The sequence below is a fragment of the Caldalkalibacillus mannanilyticus JCM 10596 genome (assembly GCF_000615945.1).
Lineage (GTDB): Bacteria > Bacillota > Bacilli > Caldalkalibacillales > JCM-10596 > Bacillus_AT > Bacillus_AT mannanilyticus.
This window is the reverse complement of the sequence record NZ_BAMO01000033.1, coordinates 23833-42199: the sequence shown is the minus strand read 5'-3', so window position 1 is coordinate 42199 and position 18367 is coordinate 23833. Positions and strand designations below refer to the sequence as shown.

Annotated in this window: 13 protein-coding genes and 5 pseudogenes; all 18 read left to right on the top strand. The window is 40.5% G+C overall.

The features are described from left to right. Positions 1-29: 29 nt before the first annotated feature. The 18 genes and pseudogenes from spoVG to spoIIE all read left to right on the top strand — a co-directional run bounded on the left by spoVG (position 30) and on the right by spoIIE (position 18267). The gene (gene spoVG, locus JCM10596_RS17010; RefSeq protein ID WP_025028165.1) at positions 30-332 is read left to right on the top strand and encodes a septation regulator SpoVG; all 303 of its coding nucleotides are present in this window, start codon (positions 30-32) and stop codon (positions 330-332) included. Between the two features lie 149 nt (positions 333-481). Next, positions 482-1861: a bifunctional UDP-N-acetylglucosamine diphosphorylase/glucosamine-1-phosphate N-acetyltransferase GlmU gene (gene glmU, locus JCM10596_RS17005; protein ID WP_025028164.1), complete on the top strand. Its 1380-nt coding sequence runs from the start codon at positions 482-484 to the stop codon at positions 1859-1861. A 59-nt stretch (positions 1862-1920) separates the two neighbouring features. Then, positions 1921-2870: pseudogene (locus JCM10596_RS26150) on the top strand (ribose-phosphate diphosphokinase). Positions 2871-2950: 80 nt separating this feature from the next. Then, positions 2951-3589 carry a 50S ribosomal protein L25/general stress protein Ctc gene (locus JCM10596_RS16995; protein WP_025028163.1) on the top strand — a complete coding sequence of 213 codons (639 nt, stop codon included), beginning with the start codon at positions 2951-2953 and terminating at the stop codon, positions 3587-3589. Positions 3590-3670: 81 nt separating this feature from the next. After that, a pseudogene (gene pth / locus JCM10596_RS26145) lies at positions 3671-4229 on the top strand (aminoacyl-tRNA hydrolase). A gap of 93 nt (positions 4230-4322) precedes the next feature. Further along, positions 4323-4553 carry an anti-sigma-F factor Fin gene (gene fin, locus JCM10596_RS16985; protein ID WP_025028162.1) on the top strand — a complete coding sequence of 77 codons (231 nt, stop codon included), beginning with the start codon at positions 4323-4325 and terminating at the stop codon, positions 4551-4553. Positions 4554-4646: 93 nt separating this feature from the next. Continuing rightward, a pseudogene (mfd, locus tag JCM10596_RS26140) lies at positions 4647-8189 on the top strand (transcription-repair coupling factor). Further along, positions 8179-9201, top strand: coding sequence for a foldase protein PrsA (locus JCM10596_RS16975; RefSeq protein ID WP_025028161.1), 1023 nt, complete (start codon positions 8179-8181; stop codon positions 9199-9201). The pseudogene mfd and the gene JCM10596_RS16975 overlap by 11 nt, the downstream one beginning before the upstream one ends. Positions 9202-9430: 229 nt before the next feature. Beyond that, positions 9431-9973 (top strand): stage V sporulation protein T, encoded by a 543-nt coding sequence (spoVT, locus tag JCM10596_RS16970; protein ID WP_025028160.1) that lies wholly within the window; start codon positions 9431-9433, stop codon positions 9971-9973. A 123-nt stretch (positions 9974-10096) separates the two neighbouring features. After that, positions 10097-11749: a putative polysaccharide biosynthesis protein gene (locus tag JCM10596_RS16965; RefSeq protein ID WP_025028159.1), complete on the top strand. Its 1653-nt coding sequence runs from the start codon at positions 10097-10099 to the stop codon at positions 11747-11749. 22 nt (positions 11750-11771) lie between these two features. Continuing rightward, complete coding sequence (gene yabN / locus JCM10596_RS16960) at positions 11772-12857, top strand: bifunctional methyltransferase/pyrophosphohydrolase YabN (RefSeq protein ID WP_025028158.1); 1086 nt, start codon at positions 11772-11774, stop codon at positions 12855-12857. A 79-nt stretch (positions 12858-12936) separates the two neighbouring features. Further along, a complete protein-coding gene (locus tag JCM10596_RS16955; RefSeq protein WP_025028157.1) occupies positions 12937-13209 on the top strand; it encodes an HU family DNA-binding protein in 273 nt (90 codons plus the stop codon). Continuing rightward, on the top strand, positions 13209-13481 hold the full coding sequence (locus tag JCM10596_RS16950) for an RNA-binding S4 domain-containing protein (protein ID WP_025028156.1): 273 nt from the start codon (positions 13209-13211) through the stop codon (positions 13479-13481). Before JCM10596_RS16955 ends, JCM10596_RS16950 begins: the two co-directional genes overlap by 1 nt. Before the next feature lie 143 nt (positions 13482-13624). Continuing rightward, entirely contained in the window at positions 13625-13927 is a 303-nt protein-coding gene (yabP, locus tag JCM10596_RS16945; RefSeq protein WP_025028155.1) for a sporulation protein YabP, read from the top strand. Continuing rightward, the gene (yabQ, locus tag JCM10596_RS16940; protein ID WP_025028154.1) at positions 13924-14520 is read left to right on the top strand and encodes a spore cortex biosynthesis protein YabQ; all 597 of its coding nucleotides are present in this window, start codon (positions 13924-13926) and stop codon (positions 14518-14520) included. Before yabP ends, yabQ begins: the two co-directional genes overlap by 4 nt. A 29-nt stretch (positions 14521-14549) precedes the next feature. Continuing rightward, positions 14550-14921: an FtsB family cell division protein gene (locus tag JCM10596_RS26135; protein ID WP_025028153.1), complete on the top strand. Its 372-nt coding sequence runs from the start codon at positions 14550-14552 to the stop codon at positions 14919-14921. An 85-nt stretch (positions 14922-15006) separates the two neighbouring features. Further along, positions 15007-15518, top strand: a pseudogene (locus JCM10596_RS26130) (S1 domain-containing RNA-binding protein). Between the two features lie 269 nt (positions 15519-15787). Beyond that, a pseudogene (gene spoIIE / locus JCM10596_RS26125) lies at positions 15788-18267 on the top strand (stage II sporulation protein E). Positions 18268-18367 lie beyond the last annotated feature (100 nt).

Sequence of the window (18367 nt, the reverse complement as noted above, 5' to 3'; positions counted from 1 at the left end):
ATTTTTTGGTAAAAGGTGGTGAAAAAAGCATGGAAATTACTGACGTAAGACTCCGCCGTGTAAATACGGAAGGAAGAATGCGAGCAATTGCTTCCATCACTATTGACAACGAATTTGTCGTTCATGATATTCGTGTGATTGATGGTAATAATGGAATGTTTGTGGCAATGCCGTCAAAACGTACTCCAGATGGAGAGTTTAGAGATATTGCTCATCCGATTTCTTCTACTACACGTGAGAAAATTCAAAGCGCTGTATTAGCAGAATATGATGCTGTAGGCGAAAATGAAGCTTCTTCTGAGGAATTAGAAAACCTTGGAGCAGGAGCATAAACGAATACAGATCAATAGTCAAAAGAACCTAACTGACGTTAGGTTCTTTTTTTGCATTCTTTTACTCTAGTTGAGGAAAGAGAATTCTTGAAAAACAAGCTAGTTTAGGATATAGTCAGTATGAATATAAAGTGCTGGAGGTTACATAAATGAACGACACATTTGCAGTCATATTAGCTGCAGGTAAAGGAACAAGAATGAAATCGAAATTATATAAAGTGCTCCATCCCGTATGTGGAAAGCCTATGGTTCAGCACGTTATAGATTCGTTAAGTCATTTGAAATTACAAGAAACGATTGTGGTTGTCGGACACGGAGCCGAGGAAGTGAAAGAAAGAGTAAGCACTGAAGGAATTTCATACGTGCTACAGGAAGAACAATTAGGAACGGGACACGCAGTAAAAATGGCGAAGGAACGATTGCAAGATCGTCTCGGAGACACTTTGATTCTGTGTGGAGATACTCCGCTAATTACTACAGAAACCCTCCAATCATTTATCCACTTTCATCAGAAAGAAAAGGCAGATGTGACTGTCTTAACTACTCAATTAGAAGATCCAACAGGATATGGAAGAATCGTGCGTAATGCAGCAGGTGAAGTCAATCGCATCGTCGAACAAAAAGATGCTAACGAAGAAGAAAAGCAAATCAAAGAAATCAATACAGGTGTTTATTTATTTTCAAATGAGCAATTAATGGATAGTTTAAATAAAATTCAAAATAATAATTCCCAAGGAGAGTATTATTTAACGGATTGTATCCAAATCTTATTTGAAAAAGGTAAGAAAGTACTTGCTTATCTCACCAATGATCCAGACGAAACAATGGGCGTCAATGATCGAGTCGCTTTAGCTGAAGCGGAGCAAATCATGAAAAAGAGAATTAATCAAAAGCATATGCGTGCTGGAGTGACCATCATTGATCCTCAGTCCACCTATATTGGAACAGAAGTGGAGATTGGCTCAGATACGATTCTTCATCCAGGAACTATCATTATGGGGAAAACTCAAATTGGTCAAGAATGTGTGATTGGTCCACATACTGAGCTGAGAGATGCAGAGGTAGGAGATCAAAGTGTTATTCAACATTCTGTTGTTATGGAGAGCTATGTTGGAAAGGCGACGAGCGTGGGGCCTTTTGCTTATATTCGACCAGGTTCGGAAATTGGAGATGGCTGTAAAGTAGGCGATTTTGTAGAGGTGAAAAATTCAAAGATAGGTAACGGCTCTAAAATCCCTCACTTAAGCTATGTTGGAGATGCAGAGATTGGACAAGCGGTGAATATGGGATGTGGTTCCATTACTGTTAATTATGACGGACAGAAGAAACACTTGACTCAGGTGGGGGATGGCTCTTTTGTAGGATGCAATGTGAATTTGATTGCTCCTGTGGAAATAGGAGCGGGATCTTATATTGCTGCTGGTTCCACCATCACCGATTCAACCCCGAGCCAAAGCTTTGCCATTGCTCGTGAGCGTCAAGTGACGAAAGAAAATTATGCAGAAAGAATAAAGGGTAAGAAGAAATAAAAATAGTAAAGTATTAAATTGTTAAAGTATGAAACCATAGCGGAGGTATTTATTAAAAAATGGCCAATTATCGTGATCCAAAGTTGAAAGTCTTTACTTGCAATTCGAATCCAGAACTAGCTAGAGAAATTTGCGAACACATTGGAGTTGCTTTGGGAAGCTCTAACGTAAATCATTTTAGCGATGGAGAAATTTCTGTTCATATTAATGAGAGTGTACGTGGAGCCGATGTTTTTGTCATCCAATCGACTTCTGCGCCAGTGAATGATCATCTCATGGAGCTTTTGGTCACTGTAGATGCTTTGAAAAGGGCGTCTGCTAAAAGCATTAATGTTGTGATTCCTTATTACGGCTATGCCAGACAAGATCGCAAAGCAAGAGCCCGTGATCCGATTACAGCTAAGCTTGTAGCCAATTTAATCGAAGTAGCAGGAGTGAATCGAGTGATTACGATGGATTTGCATGCCACTCAAATTCAAGGATTCTTCGATATTCCTGTTGATCATTTATTAGGAGTACCTATTTTGGCGGATAATTTCTTAGAAAAAAACCTTGAAGACATTGTCGTTGTATCACCTGATCATGGTGGTGTAACTAGAGCTAGAAAATTAGCTGAGCGTCTCAAGCTCCAATTGCCATTATTGATAAACGTAGACCTAAGCCAAATGTGGCGGAGATCATGAATATTGTAGGTCATATTGAAGGAAAAACAGCGATACTCATTGATGATATTATCGATACAGCAGGAACGATTACCCTTGCTGCCAATGCGCTGGCGGAAAGCGGAGCAAAAGCAGTCTACGCGTGCTGTACACATCCTGTTCTTTCAGGCCCTGCTATTGAAAGAATTCAAAATTCCAAAATCGAAGAATTGCTGGTCACCAACACAATTCCACTCCCTGAAGAGAAGAGAATCAACAAAATTAGAACGGTATCTGTAGCCGGACTAATGGGGGAAGCGATTATTCGTGTCCATGAAGAGCTCTCTGTTAGTAAGCTATTTGATTAAAAAGGAATAGACATGTTTTTCTTCTCATTCACTGGGGCATAGTAAAGAAGAAAGAACTTTACTAGGAGTGTGAATGATTCGTGAATACACTTATTGCGACACCACGAAAAGACAAAAAGAAATCGGTTGTTAAAGCATTACGAACGGAGAAAAAAATTCCTGCCGTGGTTTACGGGAAAACAACTCCCAATACCTCGATTCATGTAGATGAAAATGATTTTATGCAACTCATGCGTGAAGTAGGGAAGAATGCCATCGTCAATTTGATGTGGGGAGAGGCAAATTCTAAGGTCATTGTAGGAGAGGTTCAAAAGGACCCCATTAAAAATGAAATTGTTCATATCGATTTTCAGGAAGTAGATATGGCGAAAAAGCTAAAAGTGGAGGTTCCAATCGATCTTGTTGGAGAGGCAGAAGGAGTAAAAGAGGGTGGATTGCTTCAGAGACAACACCGTACGATCGAAGTTCGTTGTCTGCCAGATTCCATACCGGAGAGCATTCCAGTAGAGATTCATTCCCTAAAGATCGGGGATAGTGTAATGGTAGGTGACCTTCAGTTGCCTCAAGGGGTAGAATCTCAGTTGGAACCTGACACAGTGATTGTTTCTGTCTTAGCACCAACATTGCAAACAGATCCAGAAGAACCGCAAATTGATGAAGGCCAAGAGCCAGAAATCATCAATCCAGATGATGGACCAGGTATTGATGTAGCGAGATAGTAAAATAGGTTTGAAAGGCGTAACCATTTGGTTGCGCCTTATCGTCCTTGAAGAAAAAGGTTTTACCGGGAGGGGATAAGGATGAAAGCGATCATTGGACTGGGGAATCCAGGGAAACAATATGAATATACTCGCCATAACATCGGGTTTATGACCATTGATTGTTTAGCGCGAGAGTTAGATATTTCTGTGGACCAAGCGAAGTTTAAGGCATTGTATGGTGAAGGGCGATATAAGGATGAGAAGATTGTCTTGCTTAAGCATGACATATATGAACTTGTCTGGGGAGTCTGTACGAGAGGTGCTGGACTTCTATAAATTACAGGTCGAGGATTTATTAATTATTTATGATGATTTGGATCTCCCGGCAGGTCATATTAAGCTGAGATATAAAGGTGGATCCGGCGGACATAATGGAATGAAGTCCATTATTGCTCATCTTGGTACCGAAGAATTTAAAAGAATCAAAATGGGCATCGGCAGACCTGCGCAAGGAGATATTGTTTCCTATGTCTTAGGCAAATTCTTAAAAGAAGAAGAGGAGGGATTGAAGCAGCAGCTAATCAAGTCTGTGGAAGCCTCCTGCTCGTTTGTTGAAGAAGAAGATTTTACAAAGGTGATGAATAGATACAACTCCTAGCACATATAGTATTAATAAGGTGTATTGAATGAAATTCGATGAGTTGAGGCATACTAAGTGATATCAAGGTTTCCCTAAAAAGGAGGGTGTTTGATGTCCATTCAATATGTATGCCGCTATTGTGGTCACCATATAGGAGAAATAGATAAAGAAGAGGTTTCAGAAGAGAATCTGGGATTTCATAAATTAACATATGAAGAGAGAGTTCATATGATTACGTATAAAGATAATGGAGATATACAAGCAAATGTTATATGTGAGCATTGTCAAGAAGCTGTTGATAGAAATCCAGAATTACTATTACAATCAAGCATACTCCAATAGGATACTATATGAGAAACGTGCAATCAGCCTTAGCTTGCCTAAGGCTTCTTTGCATGATCATGAAGGTAGAAGTGCTATGGAGAGGAGGATTATATGCTAGAACTCATTCAGTATTTTTCTAAAGGTGACGATTATCAAAATGTGTTAACAGCGTATCGCAATGGAATCAAGGAACAGTTAATTGCTGGACTTAATCATTCGGCTCGAACTTTATTTATTGCTTCGTTGTTTCAAGACGAACCGACCTCCCAATTTATTGTGACCCATAACCTGCATCAAGCTCAAAAATTATATGATGATTTAGTAGAGTGGGTAGGGGAAGAGCATGTCTATCTTTATCCTGTTAACGAACTTATTTCTTCAGAGATTGCCACGGCGAGCCCGGAATTAAGAGGACAAAGAATTCAAGTGCTTAATCAACTAATGGAAGGTAAAAGAAAAATTGTGATCGCTCCATTAGCAGGGGTTCGACGCTTTTTACCGCCTGTAGAGGTATGGAAAAAAGCACAGCATCAATTTACCGTAGGACAAGACATTCATATTGAAGAAATGCAGACTACGCTACTTTATTTGGGCTATGAAAGGGTTGAAATGATAGAATCGCAAGGGGAATATAGCATTCGAGGTGGGATTATCGATATTTTCCCCGCGACTGAAGAAAATCCGATTCGAATTGAACTGTTTGATACAGAGGTTGAATCCATCCGTTATTTTGATATTGGCACACAACGATCCGTTCAATCCTTACCTAAAGTGACCATTGGACCACAGTAGAGTGGGTGCTGCAGCCAGAACACTATCAAAATGCCGTACAACATATCGAACAAGCCCTAGACAAGCAATTGAAAAAAACCAAGGATCCTGAGATAAAAAGAAAGGCTTACTGAAAATATAGGCTGGGAGCTAGAGCAATTAAGGAATGAAACGACTTTTCAGGGCATGAATAAGTACTGCTCTTGTTTTTATTCCAAACCAGGCACGCTCATTGATTACCTGCCTAAGAATACGCTGGTCATTTTAGATGAGCCTACTAGACTACAAGAGTCGGAGGAAGGGTATAAGCGGGACGAATTAGAGTGGCAGACTTCCTTAATTCAAACAGGAGAGTATTTATCTGATTTAAGCCTTTCTATTACGCTGGAGGAATGGAAGGAAACCTTAGGGCGCCCGGTCATTTATCTTTCTTTGTTTTTAAGACAAACGCCCTATACACAGCCTCAAAACATTGTTAATTTCACTTCTAAGGCGATGCAGGATTTTCATGGGCAATTCCCAATCCTAAAAACGGAAATGGAGCGCTGGAAAAAAGCAAAGCAGGCCATTATCTTTCTAGCAAGCAGTGAGGAAAGAGCGAAGAGAATGGCAAGAGTTTTTGAAGATTTTGAAATAGAAGCAGAATTGCAGGTTAAGGAACCCCGTCTAAGAAAAGGGGTGGCTGCTATACAGATTGGTCGTATTTACGCTGGATTTGAGCTGCCACTCCATTCTTTAGTGGTGATTACAGAAGGAGAATTATTCTCCAAGCAGCAGAAGAAAAAGACACCGAAACAAAAAAATATATCTAATGCAGAAAGAATAAAAAATTATAATGAGCTAAACATTGGCGACTATGTTGTGCACATCAATCACGGAATTGGACGCTATTTAGGGATTGAAACGCTTGAAATCGCTGGGATTCATAAGGATTATCTACATATTAAGTATGCGGGTAATGATAAGCTGTATGTTCCGGTTGAACAAATTGATCAGGTACAGAAATATATAGGCAGTGAGGAAAAGGACCCTAAATTATATTCCTTAGGCGGCAGTGAATGGAAGAAGGTCAAAAACAAAGTCCAGTCCTCTGTTCAGGATATCGCAGCGGATCTGCTCAAGTTATATGCTAAAAGGGAATCAGCCCCGGGCTTTGGCTATAGCAGGGATTCTGCGATGCATCGGGAGTTCGATTCATTGTTCCCTTATCAAGAAACAGAGGATCAATTAAGGGCTATCGAAGAGATTAAGAAAGACATGGAACGCTCCAGACCTATGGATCGACTTCTTTGCGGTGATGTAGGTTACGGAAAAACAGAAGTAGCCATCAGAGCAGCTTTCAAGGCGGTCATGGATGGGAAGCAGGTGGCTGTCCTTGTTCCGACAACGATCTTAGCCCAACAGCACTATGAAACCTTTAGAGAGCGTTTTAATGAATATCCGGTTCACATTGATGTCATTAGCCGTTTTCGCTCTAAAAAACAACAAAATGAAACGGTGAAACGTTTAAAGGATGGAGTATTAGACATTGTGATTGGAACTCACCGTTTGCTGTCCAAGGATATTCTGTTTAAGGATCTGGGACTTCTGATTGTCGATGAGGAGCAGCGTTTTGGGGTGAGTCATAAAGAGAAGATTAAACAGCTGAAGGAAAACGTGGACGTTCTCACTCTAACAGCAACCCCCATCCCTAGAACATTGCACATGTCCATGCTAGGTGTAAGAGATTTATCCGTCATCGAAACTCCGCCGGAGAATCGTTTCCCCGTTCAAACCTATGTTCTAGAGTACAATGGAGCGCTTGTACGTGAAGCAATAGAACGAGAACTAGCCCGAGATGGTCAGGTCTTTTTCCTGTATAATCAGGTACAGGATATTGACCGCATGGCTGAACAGATTAGAGCCTTAGTTCCTGATGCCCGAGTGGCTACAGCTCATGGTCAAATGAAGGAATCAGAATTAGAAGCGATCATGATTGCCTTTTTAGAAGGAGAATTTGATGTGCTGGTCAGTACAACCATTATTGAAACAGGGGTCGATATTCCTAATGTCAATACGCTGATCATTTATAACGCAGATCGAATGGGCCTATCCCAGCTTTATCAGCTGCGCGGGAGAGTAGGGCGCTCCAATCGGATGGCGTATGCCTACTTCACCTACCAGAGGGATAAGGTACTGACCGAGGTAGCAGAGAAAAGACTTCATGCTATTAAAGAATTTACGGAACTAGGATCAGGCTTTAAAATAGCGATGAGAGATCTATCCATCCGCGGAGCAGGAAATTTACTAGGTGCGGAACAGCATGGATTTATTGCTTCGGTCGGTTTTGATTTGTATTCTCAAATGCTTAAGGATGCGATAGATGAATTAAAAGGCCAGGCGCCAAAAGAAGAAAAAATCGAGTTTGAAGTAGATTTGCATATTGATGCCTACCTACCAGATCAATATATTCATGATGGAAAACAAAAAATAGAAATGTATAAAAAGGTAGCAGCGATTGGCACGATGGAGGAAGCTGAAGATATTCGGCGTGAGTTCGAGGATCGATTTGGTCCCCTGCCAGCACCAGCAAAACGCTTGCTCACAGTATCTAGATTAAAGGTTTATGGTCAACAGCTATTCTTTGAATCCATGATTTTGAAAAATGATCAATTAAAAATGATGTTTCATTCATCACAAAATGATAAAATAGACGGAGGTCGTCTATTCCAATTGGTTAGCCAATCTGACCGAAGGTTCGGATTAGTTTCTGGACAGCAGATCGGGATTACTTTCAGGGTCAAAGGATTGGAAGAAGATCAATGGTTAGCCATGGTTGAAGAAGTTCTTCTTCAATTAAATACTGGCCAAATATTGAAGGGAGAAAAGAAACATGCGCTTTAATAAACTATTCGTACTTGTCTTGGTCCTATTACTCGTCCTGGTCGGAGCGGCTTGTGGCAAAAAGGGAGAAGAGGCGGAAAATGAACAACCTGCAACTGAAACTGAAACTGAAGGTGGAGAAGTAAGTTCAGAGATCACGTTTCCAGAGCTAGATCGTACTGATTTAGGAGCTGATAAGGTTGTAGCCACTTATGAAGGTGGAGAAGTGAAAGGTGACGAATTTGCCCAGTACTTGTCCGTTCAAGGTTTCTTTCAACCTAGTTACCCTATTAACGATCCAGAATTTAGAAAACAAGCCATTGAATTTTTGATTGCTGAAAAAACGATTCTTTCTTTAACAACAGATGAGCATAGTGAAGCTGCTCAAGAGAATGTGAATATGATGTGGGAACAATTAGAGCTGCGCTATGATGAGGCAACACGCGAGCGCGGATTTGATACACTGCAAATTACAGAGGAAGATATCAAAGCCTTCCTTTCCCGTTATTTTACAACAGAAGCTTATTTTAAGAGCCAAATCACAGAAGAACAAGTGGTTAGTAGTTACAATGAGATGATTCCTGATTTAACAACAGCTTCTGTTCGCCATATTCTAGTGGCTACCCAAGAGATGCAGCCAGATGGAACAAGAAAAGACATTAGAACGGAAGAAGAAGCGAAGCAGAGAGCAGATGAATTATATCAACAGCTTCAAGGCGGTGCTGATTTCGCTGAATTAGCGACTGAGCACACGGATGACCCAGGAAGTAAGGAGTCAGGCGGATTGTATGCAGATGCTCCTGTAGGACAATGGGTTCCTGAGTTTAAGCAAGCAGCCTTAGAACAAGAATTAAATAAGATTGGTCAGCCTGTAAAGACCGATTTTGGGTATCATATTATTCGCGTTGAATCTAGAGAAGTAGAGGAATTAGCTGAGGTACGTGAATACTTAACAGGACGTTTGGCAGAAGAAAGATTAATGAATTATTTCCAAAATGAACTTCCTGGAAAAATTAAAGAGATCCACCTATAAGCGTAGCGTAAAAAGTTGCTTACCCCTTAAGGGCTGAGCAACTTTTTTTTCTTTTCCCTGAGTTTAGTGTATATGTTTTATCTTGGGACAGATACTAAGTCCGAGACTTCATGAGGGAGCCACCTCTCTCTTGAGAAGAATTTGAAATTTTTATTACTAAAAAAGCTAATTAGGGAAAAGATAAAAAAACAAAGATTTTAAAACAATCTGGAAAGCGAGGCATCAAGATATGAAAGCGACAGGAATAGTTCGTCGGATTGATGATTTAGGAAGAGTTGTTATTCCAAAAGAGATTCGCCGTACTTTACGAATTCGTGAAGGCGATCCTTTAGAAATCTTTGTAGATCGAGATGGAGAGGTTATTCTTAAAAAATACTCACCCATTGGAGAGTTGGGGGATTTCGCCAAAGAATATGCAGATTCATTGTACGAAAGCCTAGGTCATATGACTTTAATTTCAGATAGAGATAATGTTATAGCTGTTTCTGGTGTATCTAAAAAGGATTACTTAGAGAAGCCAATTGGTAAAGTAGTTGAAAGCAGCATGGAAGAAAGAAAAACAATGGTGGAGAGCAACAAAGGGACATATGAAATTTGCCGTGATCTAAACGAAGAATATACTTCTTATTGCGTTGCCCCTATCGTTGCAGGTGGCGATCCCATTGGCTCAGTTATCCTGTTAAGCAAGACGGAAGGGGTCAAAATGAGCGATTTAGAAATGAAGCTCACAGAAACAGCAGCAGGCTTTTTAGCCAAGCAAATGGAGCAATAATAGACAATGAAAGACTCAAGGCTGACTCAACTTGTCCAAAAGGTGAGAGTCAGTCTTTTTTCTTCTTTTCATGATGATTTGTGATATAATGTCATCAGTTTGATTGAGAGGGGAAAAAATGGGATGTCAGGGCAGGAAAAAACAAGAATTTTACTTCGGGGAACTGCTATTTTAGCTATAGCTGCTCTTTTATCAAAAGTATTAGGAGTTATTTACCGCATACCCTATCAGAATATTACAGGGAATATGGGGTTTTATGTCTATCAACAAGTGTATCCGATTTATAGCCTGTTATTAATCTTAGCAACAGCTGGATTTCCTCTCGCTGTTTCGAAATTGGTGGCGGAGCGGATTGCTCTAGGGGATGTCTACGGAGCCAAGAGAGTATTCAAAGCCTCTGCCTTTGTTTTGACATTAACAGGAATTTTATTTTTCTTCCTTTTATTCTTTAGTGCTCCGCTGATTGCTTATTGGATGGAGGATGAACAATTAATTTTGCCTATTCGCAGTGTATCTTTTGCTCTATTAGTGGTTCCCGTTATGGGAGCTATTCGCGGTTACTTCCAAGGGCATCAAAATATGATCCCTACAGCGGTTTCTCAAATTGTGGAGCAAATCGTGCGCGTGGCAACCATTTTGATTCTTAGTTACTGGCTTATACATAACCAATACGACGCCTATTATGCAGGGGCGGGGGCTGTTTTTGGAGCCTTTACTGGGGCGATAGCGGCTCTTTGTGTCCTTCTTTTCTTCTGGAAAAAAGTTCAAGATAAACAAGAAATAATAGAAGGGGAGCACAAAGGTCCAGCATCTCCTGATCAAGCGCTACAGGACAAAGACTTGTCCATTTGGAATGTCACAAAAAAAATAATGTACTATGCAATCCCTATTTGTTTAGGGAGTATTGTTCTCCCTATGTTTCAATTAGTTGATGCGATGTCTGTTGTGAAACTCCTTATTCATTCGGGCTGGGATCATGAGGTGGCAAGGGAGTTAAAGGGAATCTTTGATCGAGGACAGCCGCTCATTCAATTCGCCGCGTTCTTTGCTACGGCATTAGCTTTAGCTCTTGTCCCATCAATTGCCGAAGCGAATGCGAAGAAAGATCAACCATTGATTGCTGCAAGGTCTGAGATGGCGATGAGGTTAACATTGCTTATTGGATTAGCTGCTTCTTTTGGTCTAGCGATCTTAGCAGAACCGATTAATATTATGCTCTATAAGACGAATGAAGGCACAACAGCGATGGCAATCTTGGCTTTTACTACGATTTTCTCCACGATAGGTATTGCTTCGGGAGCCATTCTTCAGGGGTTGGGCCATGTTCTTCTGCCGGCTCGTAATTTGTTTATTGGAGTGATTGTTAAGGTCATCCTGACCATTCTGCTAATTCCTGTTTGGGATATTTCAGGAGCCGCTTTCAGTACAGTGGCTGCTTATGCTGTGGCAACGATATTAAATTTACTTGCTTTACACAAATACACGAGCTTGACCTTTTCATTTCTTTCTTTTTTTGCCAAGCCAGTGACAGCTGTATTGATCATGACCCTTTTTGTCTGGGGATCGATGAAAGGCTTATTCTATGTGGCGGAGGCTCACATAACATCTGAACGACTCCTTTATACCTTTGTTTCATTAACAGCGGTTGGGATCGGGGTTTTATCGTATGGAGTCGGTCTACTACGCTTAGGAGCAGTGACCCGCAGTGAATTGCTTTCTATCCCTAAAGTGAATAAGCTTGTTCCACTGCTTGATCGCTTTAGAATAATAAAATAAACAAGAGGGAGAAGGGTGTTTGATGCCAACGATTACTATTTTGGGCTTAGGAGCAGGTGATCTTGAACAATTACCTCTAGGCATCTATCGAACCATACTGAAGGCAGAGCATATCTATCTAAGAACACGCGAGCATCCAGTGGTGAGAAGCCTAGAAGAAGAAGGAGTCACCTATACATCATTTGATTTTCTTTATGAAAAAGAGGAACAATTCGAGAATGTCTATGAAGAAATTGTTTCTCAATTGCTACAAGCTGCCGTGACCTATCAGAATATCGTCTATGCTGTTCCTGGACATCCTTTTGTCGCTGAAAGAACGATCCAGCTTCTAATAGAAGAACAACAGGAAGGGAACGTGCATTTGCTCATTAAGGGGGGGCAAAGCTTTATTGATCCTATGCTGACTGCTCTACAGGTGGATCCAGTGGAGGGGCTTCTCTTTGTCGATGCCTTGACAGTAAAACCTCATTTTTTGCAGCCCGAGTGTGATACCATCATTACGCAGGTATACGATGCTTTTGTCGCTTCAGAGGTCAAATTAACCTTAATGGAGGTATATCCTGATGAGTATCCGATTACACTGGTAACGGCAGCAGGAATTAAGGACCTTGAGCAGATACAACAAATCCCCTTGTATGAATTAGATCGAATCATGACATTAAGTAACTTAACAGCACTCTATGTACCTAGAAATCAAAGCGAAGAAGTGCTGAACCGTCAATTTCATCGCTCACGTGAAATTTTTCGCCAATTAAGGGGGCCTAACGGCTGTCCATGGGATAAAAAACAAACACATCAAACCTTAAAAAAATATATGCTTGAAGAAGCGAATGAGGTCCTTGAGGCGATAGATGAAGAGGATTATGATCATCTGGCGGAAGAATTAGGAGATGTCCTACTCCAAGTCCTTCTCCATGCTCAAATTGCTGAGGATGAGGGGTATTTTACAATGGAGGATGTTTTGCAATCTCTAAATGAAAAAATGATTCGCCGACATCCCCATGTATTTGGAGATACAAATATTGAAAATGCTGAAGAAGTTGTTAATCAATGGCACAAAATTAAGGCGGAAGAGCGACAAATGAAAGAGGAGAAGGCAAAAGATTAATTTTTTTAGGAGAAAAAGAAGGAATTATCATTTATAAGACGAATATGTTTGTTTAGATTGAAAGGGAGGTATAACTCACATGAACAAAAATCAATTAGTATCTAACATTTCAGAAAAAAGTGGATTAACAAAAAAAGACGTAGAATTAGTCATTAATGGCTTATTAGATGAAATTACTGGGGCTCTTGCTTCTGGTGACAAGGTTCAATTTGTAGGATTTGGAACGTTTGAAACTCGTAAACGTGCGAGCCGTTCTGGACGCAATCCTCAAACAGGTGCATTAATTGAAATTCCTGAAACAACAGTACCAGCTTTCAAAGCAGGGAACAAGCTTAAAGAAGCTGTAAAATAATGCGCTTAGATAAGTTTTTAAAGGTTTCCAGAGTCATTAAGCGCCGTACTCTTGCCAAGGAAGTTTGCGACAGTGGGCGTGTGATGATTAATGGAAATCCGGCAAAAGCAAGCAGTGATGTTGCCGTAGGTGATGAAATCAAAATCCGTTTTGGACAAAAACTAGTTACCTTTGAAGTGCAGCTGCTCAAGGAAACAACTCGGAAGGAAGAAGCCGATCATATGTATCGGATTCTTTCCGAGGAATCCATTGAAGCAACAGATCACCAATAACAATCGCAGAAACCTCTTCGATTCTATTTATGATTCTTTCATGAATAGATTGAAGGGGTTTTTGTTTTTCCCTTCTATATTAATAATTTGGTCTATTTTAAAGCTTGCCCCCATACACTTGTACTAAAAAGGAGGGGAAGCATATGTTGGACCAACAACGTTATCATCGGCACGATAGTCAGAAATCTCATGAAATCAAAATCATAAATCGCAAAAAAATGGATATTACCGGGGTTGTCAATGTAGAAAGCTTCGATAATGAAGAATTTCTTTTGGAAACAGAGTTGGGTTTTCTAGCCATTCGCGGACAAAATCTGCATATGAAAAATCTTAATGTGGAGAATGGGCTCGTTTCAATAGAAGGGCTAGTGATTGAAATGGTATATGTAGACCATTCTTCAGGCGGAGACAAAGCTAAAGGTCTCTTTAGCAAGTTATTCAAGTGACGCTAGAGGTACAGGCTCTAACAATGCTTCATATGGTTGGAGCTGGTGTTTATATTGGGTTGGCTTATGAAACCTACAGTCGTTTGCGTTGGAAGAAAAAACAACAGCTTATCACATTGATTCAGGATCTTTTCTTTTGGCTTCTTAACGTTATTTGTATCTTTTTATGGTTGCATTATGTGAATCAAGGAGAGATGAGGATTTATGTAATTTTGTCCTTGCTTTGTGGATATGCTATGTATAAGGCTCTTTTGCAACAAATATATAGGAATATACTAGAAAAGATCATTCGCAGCGTGATCTATCTCTATCGCTTGGTCGTGAGAATGATTCGACTTTTTATTATACAGCCCATCGTTTGGCTGTATAAATTGATCATGGCTCTGATCTTCTTTATTTTTGGTCTTTTGACAAAAATGGTTCAACTGCTGTATTCGATCCTACTCTTTCTGGCTCGACCCTTTATTCGCCTTTATCATTATGTAAAAAAGAAAATGGTGCAGAAAAGAAAAGAATTTCAAAACAAAAAAGTCGCTAAAAAAACAAACACAAAAAAAAGGAATTTTAAAATGGGTGGCGAATTGGTTGTTTAAGAAAAAATCTTAACAGAGGTGTTGTTCTTATGCAACCGCAGTCTAAAACAAGAGAGGTTCAACAGCCACCTTTTTCCAATAGACCATCAAAAGAAGACCATGATGCACCAATGAATAAAAACAAAGGAAAAAGGCGCAGAATGACCTTACTAGCCGTATGTATTATTGCACTTATTTATTGGTCAAGCTCTGTTTGGGCAGCTCAACAAAAAGTGATTGCAGAAAAACAGGAAGAATTAGAGGCTTTGCAGGTACAGGTAAATCAAGCCACGGAACAGCAGGTCGAGTTGACCTACAGAATGAAGCGCTTAGAAGATCTAGAGTATATTGCTGAGGTTGCTAGAAGAGAGTATTTCTTATCTAAGCCAGGTGAATTGATCTTTATGGTACCTAAACAGTAGATTCATTGCACACTTTTTTTGATTCGGGTATAATGTATTACATAAGCCAATCTTTTTTATTTATTTAAGGAGGATCATTTCGTACATGTCAATTGAAGTAGGCAGCAAGCTAGAAGGTAAAGTCACAGGGATTACTCACTTTGGGGCGTTTATAGAACTACCAGATGGAGTAACCGGTCTTGTTCACATTAGTGAAATTGCCGATAACTATGTGAAAGACGTTAACGAGTTTTTAAAAGTAAATGATGTTGTAAAGGTTAAGGTCATTAATGTGGAGAAGGATGGGAAAATTGGCTTATCTATTAAGCAAGCCCAAGATCGCCCTGTTGAAACGCCTAAGCCTGCATTTAAACGTTCTGGAGAAGGCTTTGATCGTCCTAGATCAGACCGTCCTGATCGCCCTGACCGTCCGAATAAGCCACCTTTCCGTTCAGATGGAGGTCGCCCTAACCGTGGTGGAGGAAAACCTTTGGCACCACGCGCAAACACCTTTGAAGACAAAGTTTCTAAGTTTCTCAAGGATAGTGAAGATCGCTTAACTTCATTAAAGCGTAGTACAGAATCAAACGCGGCGGCCGCGGAGCTCGCCGAGGTTAGTTATATAAGGAAGAATACAGAGTAATCCCCTATAAGGCATCGTGTAGAATGGACCATTTTGAATGTAAAGTGGTCATTGTGACACGGGTTATAGGGGGTTTTTTGTTTTTTCTTCTCCCCTTCCGACATCCATTTACAGTTTCTTTGAATTTATCTGAATCCCTTGAAATATGTCGTACGGTTCTTATGATTCGACCCCTTGTTTTGACAAAAAAAAGCATAAAGTCTGTTTATAATAAGACCACTAATAAAAGCCAGGTGGTGTTATTATGATTCGCAAAGTAGAAGAAATCGTCGTCAACCCAGTACAAGGAAAGTTTATAAAAGCGGAACATATGGTAGATCGTCTGAAAAAAGGAACTGATATCTTAGTCAATCGATGGGGACTTTTGTTATTTGCCCTAGGATTTCTATTAGGGAGGGCGATGATTATTGGAGAGCTTGCTCCTTTTGCCATCCCTTTTTTTGCCGTACTTTATCATCTGCGTAAGGACAAGCTTCTGCTTTCAGGAGTGGCGGTTCTTCTCGGAGCAATGAGTCATGACTTCGGTGTTCCTCTTGTCCTCATGTTAGGAATGAGCCTGTTTCTTTTTATTCAAAGAGTTTTGGAGCGCTGGGGAAAAGGGGAGCTGTCTTATACTCCTTTTGCCGTCTTCACTTCTGTCTTGCTCGCCAAAATGGGCTACGCCTTATTTATGGAGTGGACAGGCTATCAATTACTGATGTCGGTTGTTGAAGCAAGTCTGAGCCTAGTCTTAACCCTGATCTTCGTTCAAAGTCTGCCTCTCATTACAACCAATAAACGAACACAGCCGCTCAAGAATGAAGAAATTGTCTGTCTGGTGATTCTTCTTGCCTCTGTAATGACAGGGACTGTCGGTTGGATCATGATGGATTTATCATTAGAGCATATTCTTTCGCGCTATGCGATCCTTGTTTTTGCTTTCGCGGCTGGAGGAGCTATTGGCGCTACTGTGGGAGTTGTAACAGGCTGATTCTTAGCTTAGCTAATATGGAGGCGATGCTTCAAATGAGCCTGCTTGCTTTTAGTGGTCTACTAGGAGGCTTACTTCGTGAAGGAAGAAAGATAGGGGTTGCCATAGGCTTATTAATTGGAACCCTATTGATGGGCTTATACATGGGGGAGCAGACCTTATGGCTTACCTTAAATGAATCTCTTATTGCTATTTTCTTCTTTTTTCTGACTCCGAAAATGCTATTTACAAAAATTTCAAAATATATTCCAGGGACAGTGGAGCATGCTACCGTACAGCAGGATTATGCGAAACGCTTGAGAGATGTAACGGCAAGCAGAGTGGAGCAATTTTCACATGTTTTTCAGCATTTAGCTCAAAGCTTCCTAAGTCAACCGGTCGTAGCCGATGAAGAAAAGGAGCGGTATACAGATATTTTTCTCAGTCAAGTCACAGAGAAAACCTGTCAGGTATGCTTCAAGAAAGAACAATGCTGGGAAAGTAAGTTTGATGATACGTATCGCTTAATGAAGGAACTGTTTCAAACGATTGAAGTACATGGCGAAATTAAGAAGCCTCATTTGTTTGGTGAGTGGGCAAAGCATTGCGTCAAGTCGCAAAAGGTCATTGAGGCCATGGAGCAGGAATTTGAGCAATACAAGACTCATTTGTTATATAAGAAAAAAATGACGGAAAGCAGACGTTTAGTTGCGGATCAATTATCTGGAGTTTCCCAAGTAATGAACAACTTTGCCCGGGAAATACAGCGTGAAGGGGAAGCTCATCATGTTCAGGAGCAACAGGTATTAGATGCGCTGGAAGGCTTGGGTCTTTCGATTCGGTATGTAGAAATTATTTCTCTTGATGAAGGGAATGTCGATATTGAAATCAGTCAACCAATGTGCCACGGTCGGGATGAATGCTCCAAGGTGGTGGCCCCTCTTATTTCTGAGATTGTGGGAGAAAATATTATGGTGGCGAAGAAGGAATGTGAATTTTACTCTGATGGGTATTGCAAAATGAGCCTATGCTCTGCTAAGACGTTTAAGATTGCTACAGGGATTTCTAGTGCGTGACTGAAAGGAGGGGATTGGGTTTCTGGAGATAGCTTTAACACCATGGAGATTGGCAACGGAAAGTATGCGCTTGCGATTTCAGATGGGATGGGCAATGGAGAAAGAGCTCACCTAGAAAGCAACGATACACTGCGGCTGCTCCAACAAATTCTGCAATCTGGGATTGAAGAAACGGTAGCTATTAAATCCATTAACTCCATTCTATCTCTTCGTTCGACTGATGAAATTTTTTCTACTTTAGATTTAGCCATGATTGATTTGCAGACGGCAAAGACCCGATTCTTGAAAATAGGTTCCACCCCTAGCTTTGTTAAGCGAGGAGAGCAATGTTTTACGATTGCCGCTCACAATCTTCCGATGGGAATCCTGAATGAAATTGATGTAGATGTAGTGACTGAACAGCTTAAAGCGGGTGATCTATTAATTATGATGACGGATGGAATCTATGACGCTCCTAGAAATATAGAAAATAAAGAAATGTGGATGAAGCGAATGATTTCGGAGATTTTAACTCAAGATCCACAGGAAGTGGCGGATCTCTTGCTGGAAAAAGTGGTTCGTCTGCACCAAGGACAAATCATGGATGATATGACGGTCATTGTGGCAAAAATAGAACGAAATATACCAGAATGGTCCACAATCTCAATGGCAGGGATTCCAAAACTAAAGCGTAAAAAAAATCATCATCTCGTGTCCTAGCATCCTTGCTTCACATAGGCGAAAGGTATAGATTCTCCCCCTGTGGTTAAGAATGATAATAGTTTAGTGAGCTATTTATTATTCTACAAGGGGGATTCTC

Excerpts from the sequence above, each read along its gene's own strand:
- fin (WP_025028162.1), top strand. The coding sequence starts at position 4,323 with ATGTCCATTCAATATGTATGCCGCTATTGTGGTCACCATATAGGAGAA.
- spoVT (WP_025028160.1), top strand. The coding sequence starts at position 9,431 with ATGAAAGCGACAGGAATAGTTCGTCGGATTGATGATTTAGGAAGAGTT.
- yabP (WP_025028155.1), top strand. The coding sequence starts at position 13,625 with ATGTTGGACCAACAACGTTATCATCGGCACGATAGTCAGAAATCTCAT.
- JCM10596_RS16975 (WP_025028161.1), top strand. The coding sequence starts at position 8,179 with ATGCGCTTTAATAAACTATTCGTACTTGTCTTGGTCCTATTACTCGTC.
- JCM10596_RS26135 (WP_025028153.1), top strand. The coding sequence starts at position 14,550 with ATGCAACCGCAGTCTAAAACAAGAGAGGTTCAACAGCCACCTTTTTCC.
- glmU (WP_025028164.1), top strand. The coding sequence starts at position 482 with ATGAACGACACATTTGCAGTCATATTAGCTGCAGGTAAAGGAACAAGA.
- spoVG (WP_025028165.1), top strand. The coding sequence starts at position 30 with ATGGAAATTACTGACGTAAGACTCCGCCGTGTAAATACGGAAGGAAGA.
- JCM10596_RS16950 (WP_025028156.1), top strand. The coding sequence starts at position 13,209 with ATGCGCTTAGATAAGTTTTTAAAGGTTTCCAGAGTCATTAAGCGCCGT.
- JCM10596_RS16955 (WP_025028157.1), top strand. The coding sequence starts at position 12,937 with ATGAACAAAAATCAATTAGTATCTAACATTTCAGAAAAAAGTGGATTA.
- JCM10596_RS16965 (WP_025028159.1), top strand. The coding sequence starts at position 10,097 with ATGTCAGGGCAGGAAAAAACAAGAATTTTACTTCGGGGAACTGCTATT.
- yabN (WP_025028158.1), top strand. The coding sequence starts at position 11,772 with ATGCCAACGATTACTATTTTGGGCTTAGGAGCAGGTGATCTTGAACAA.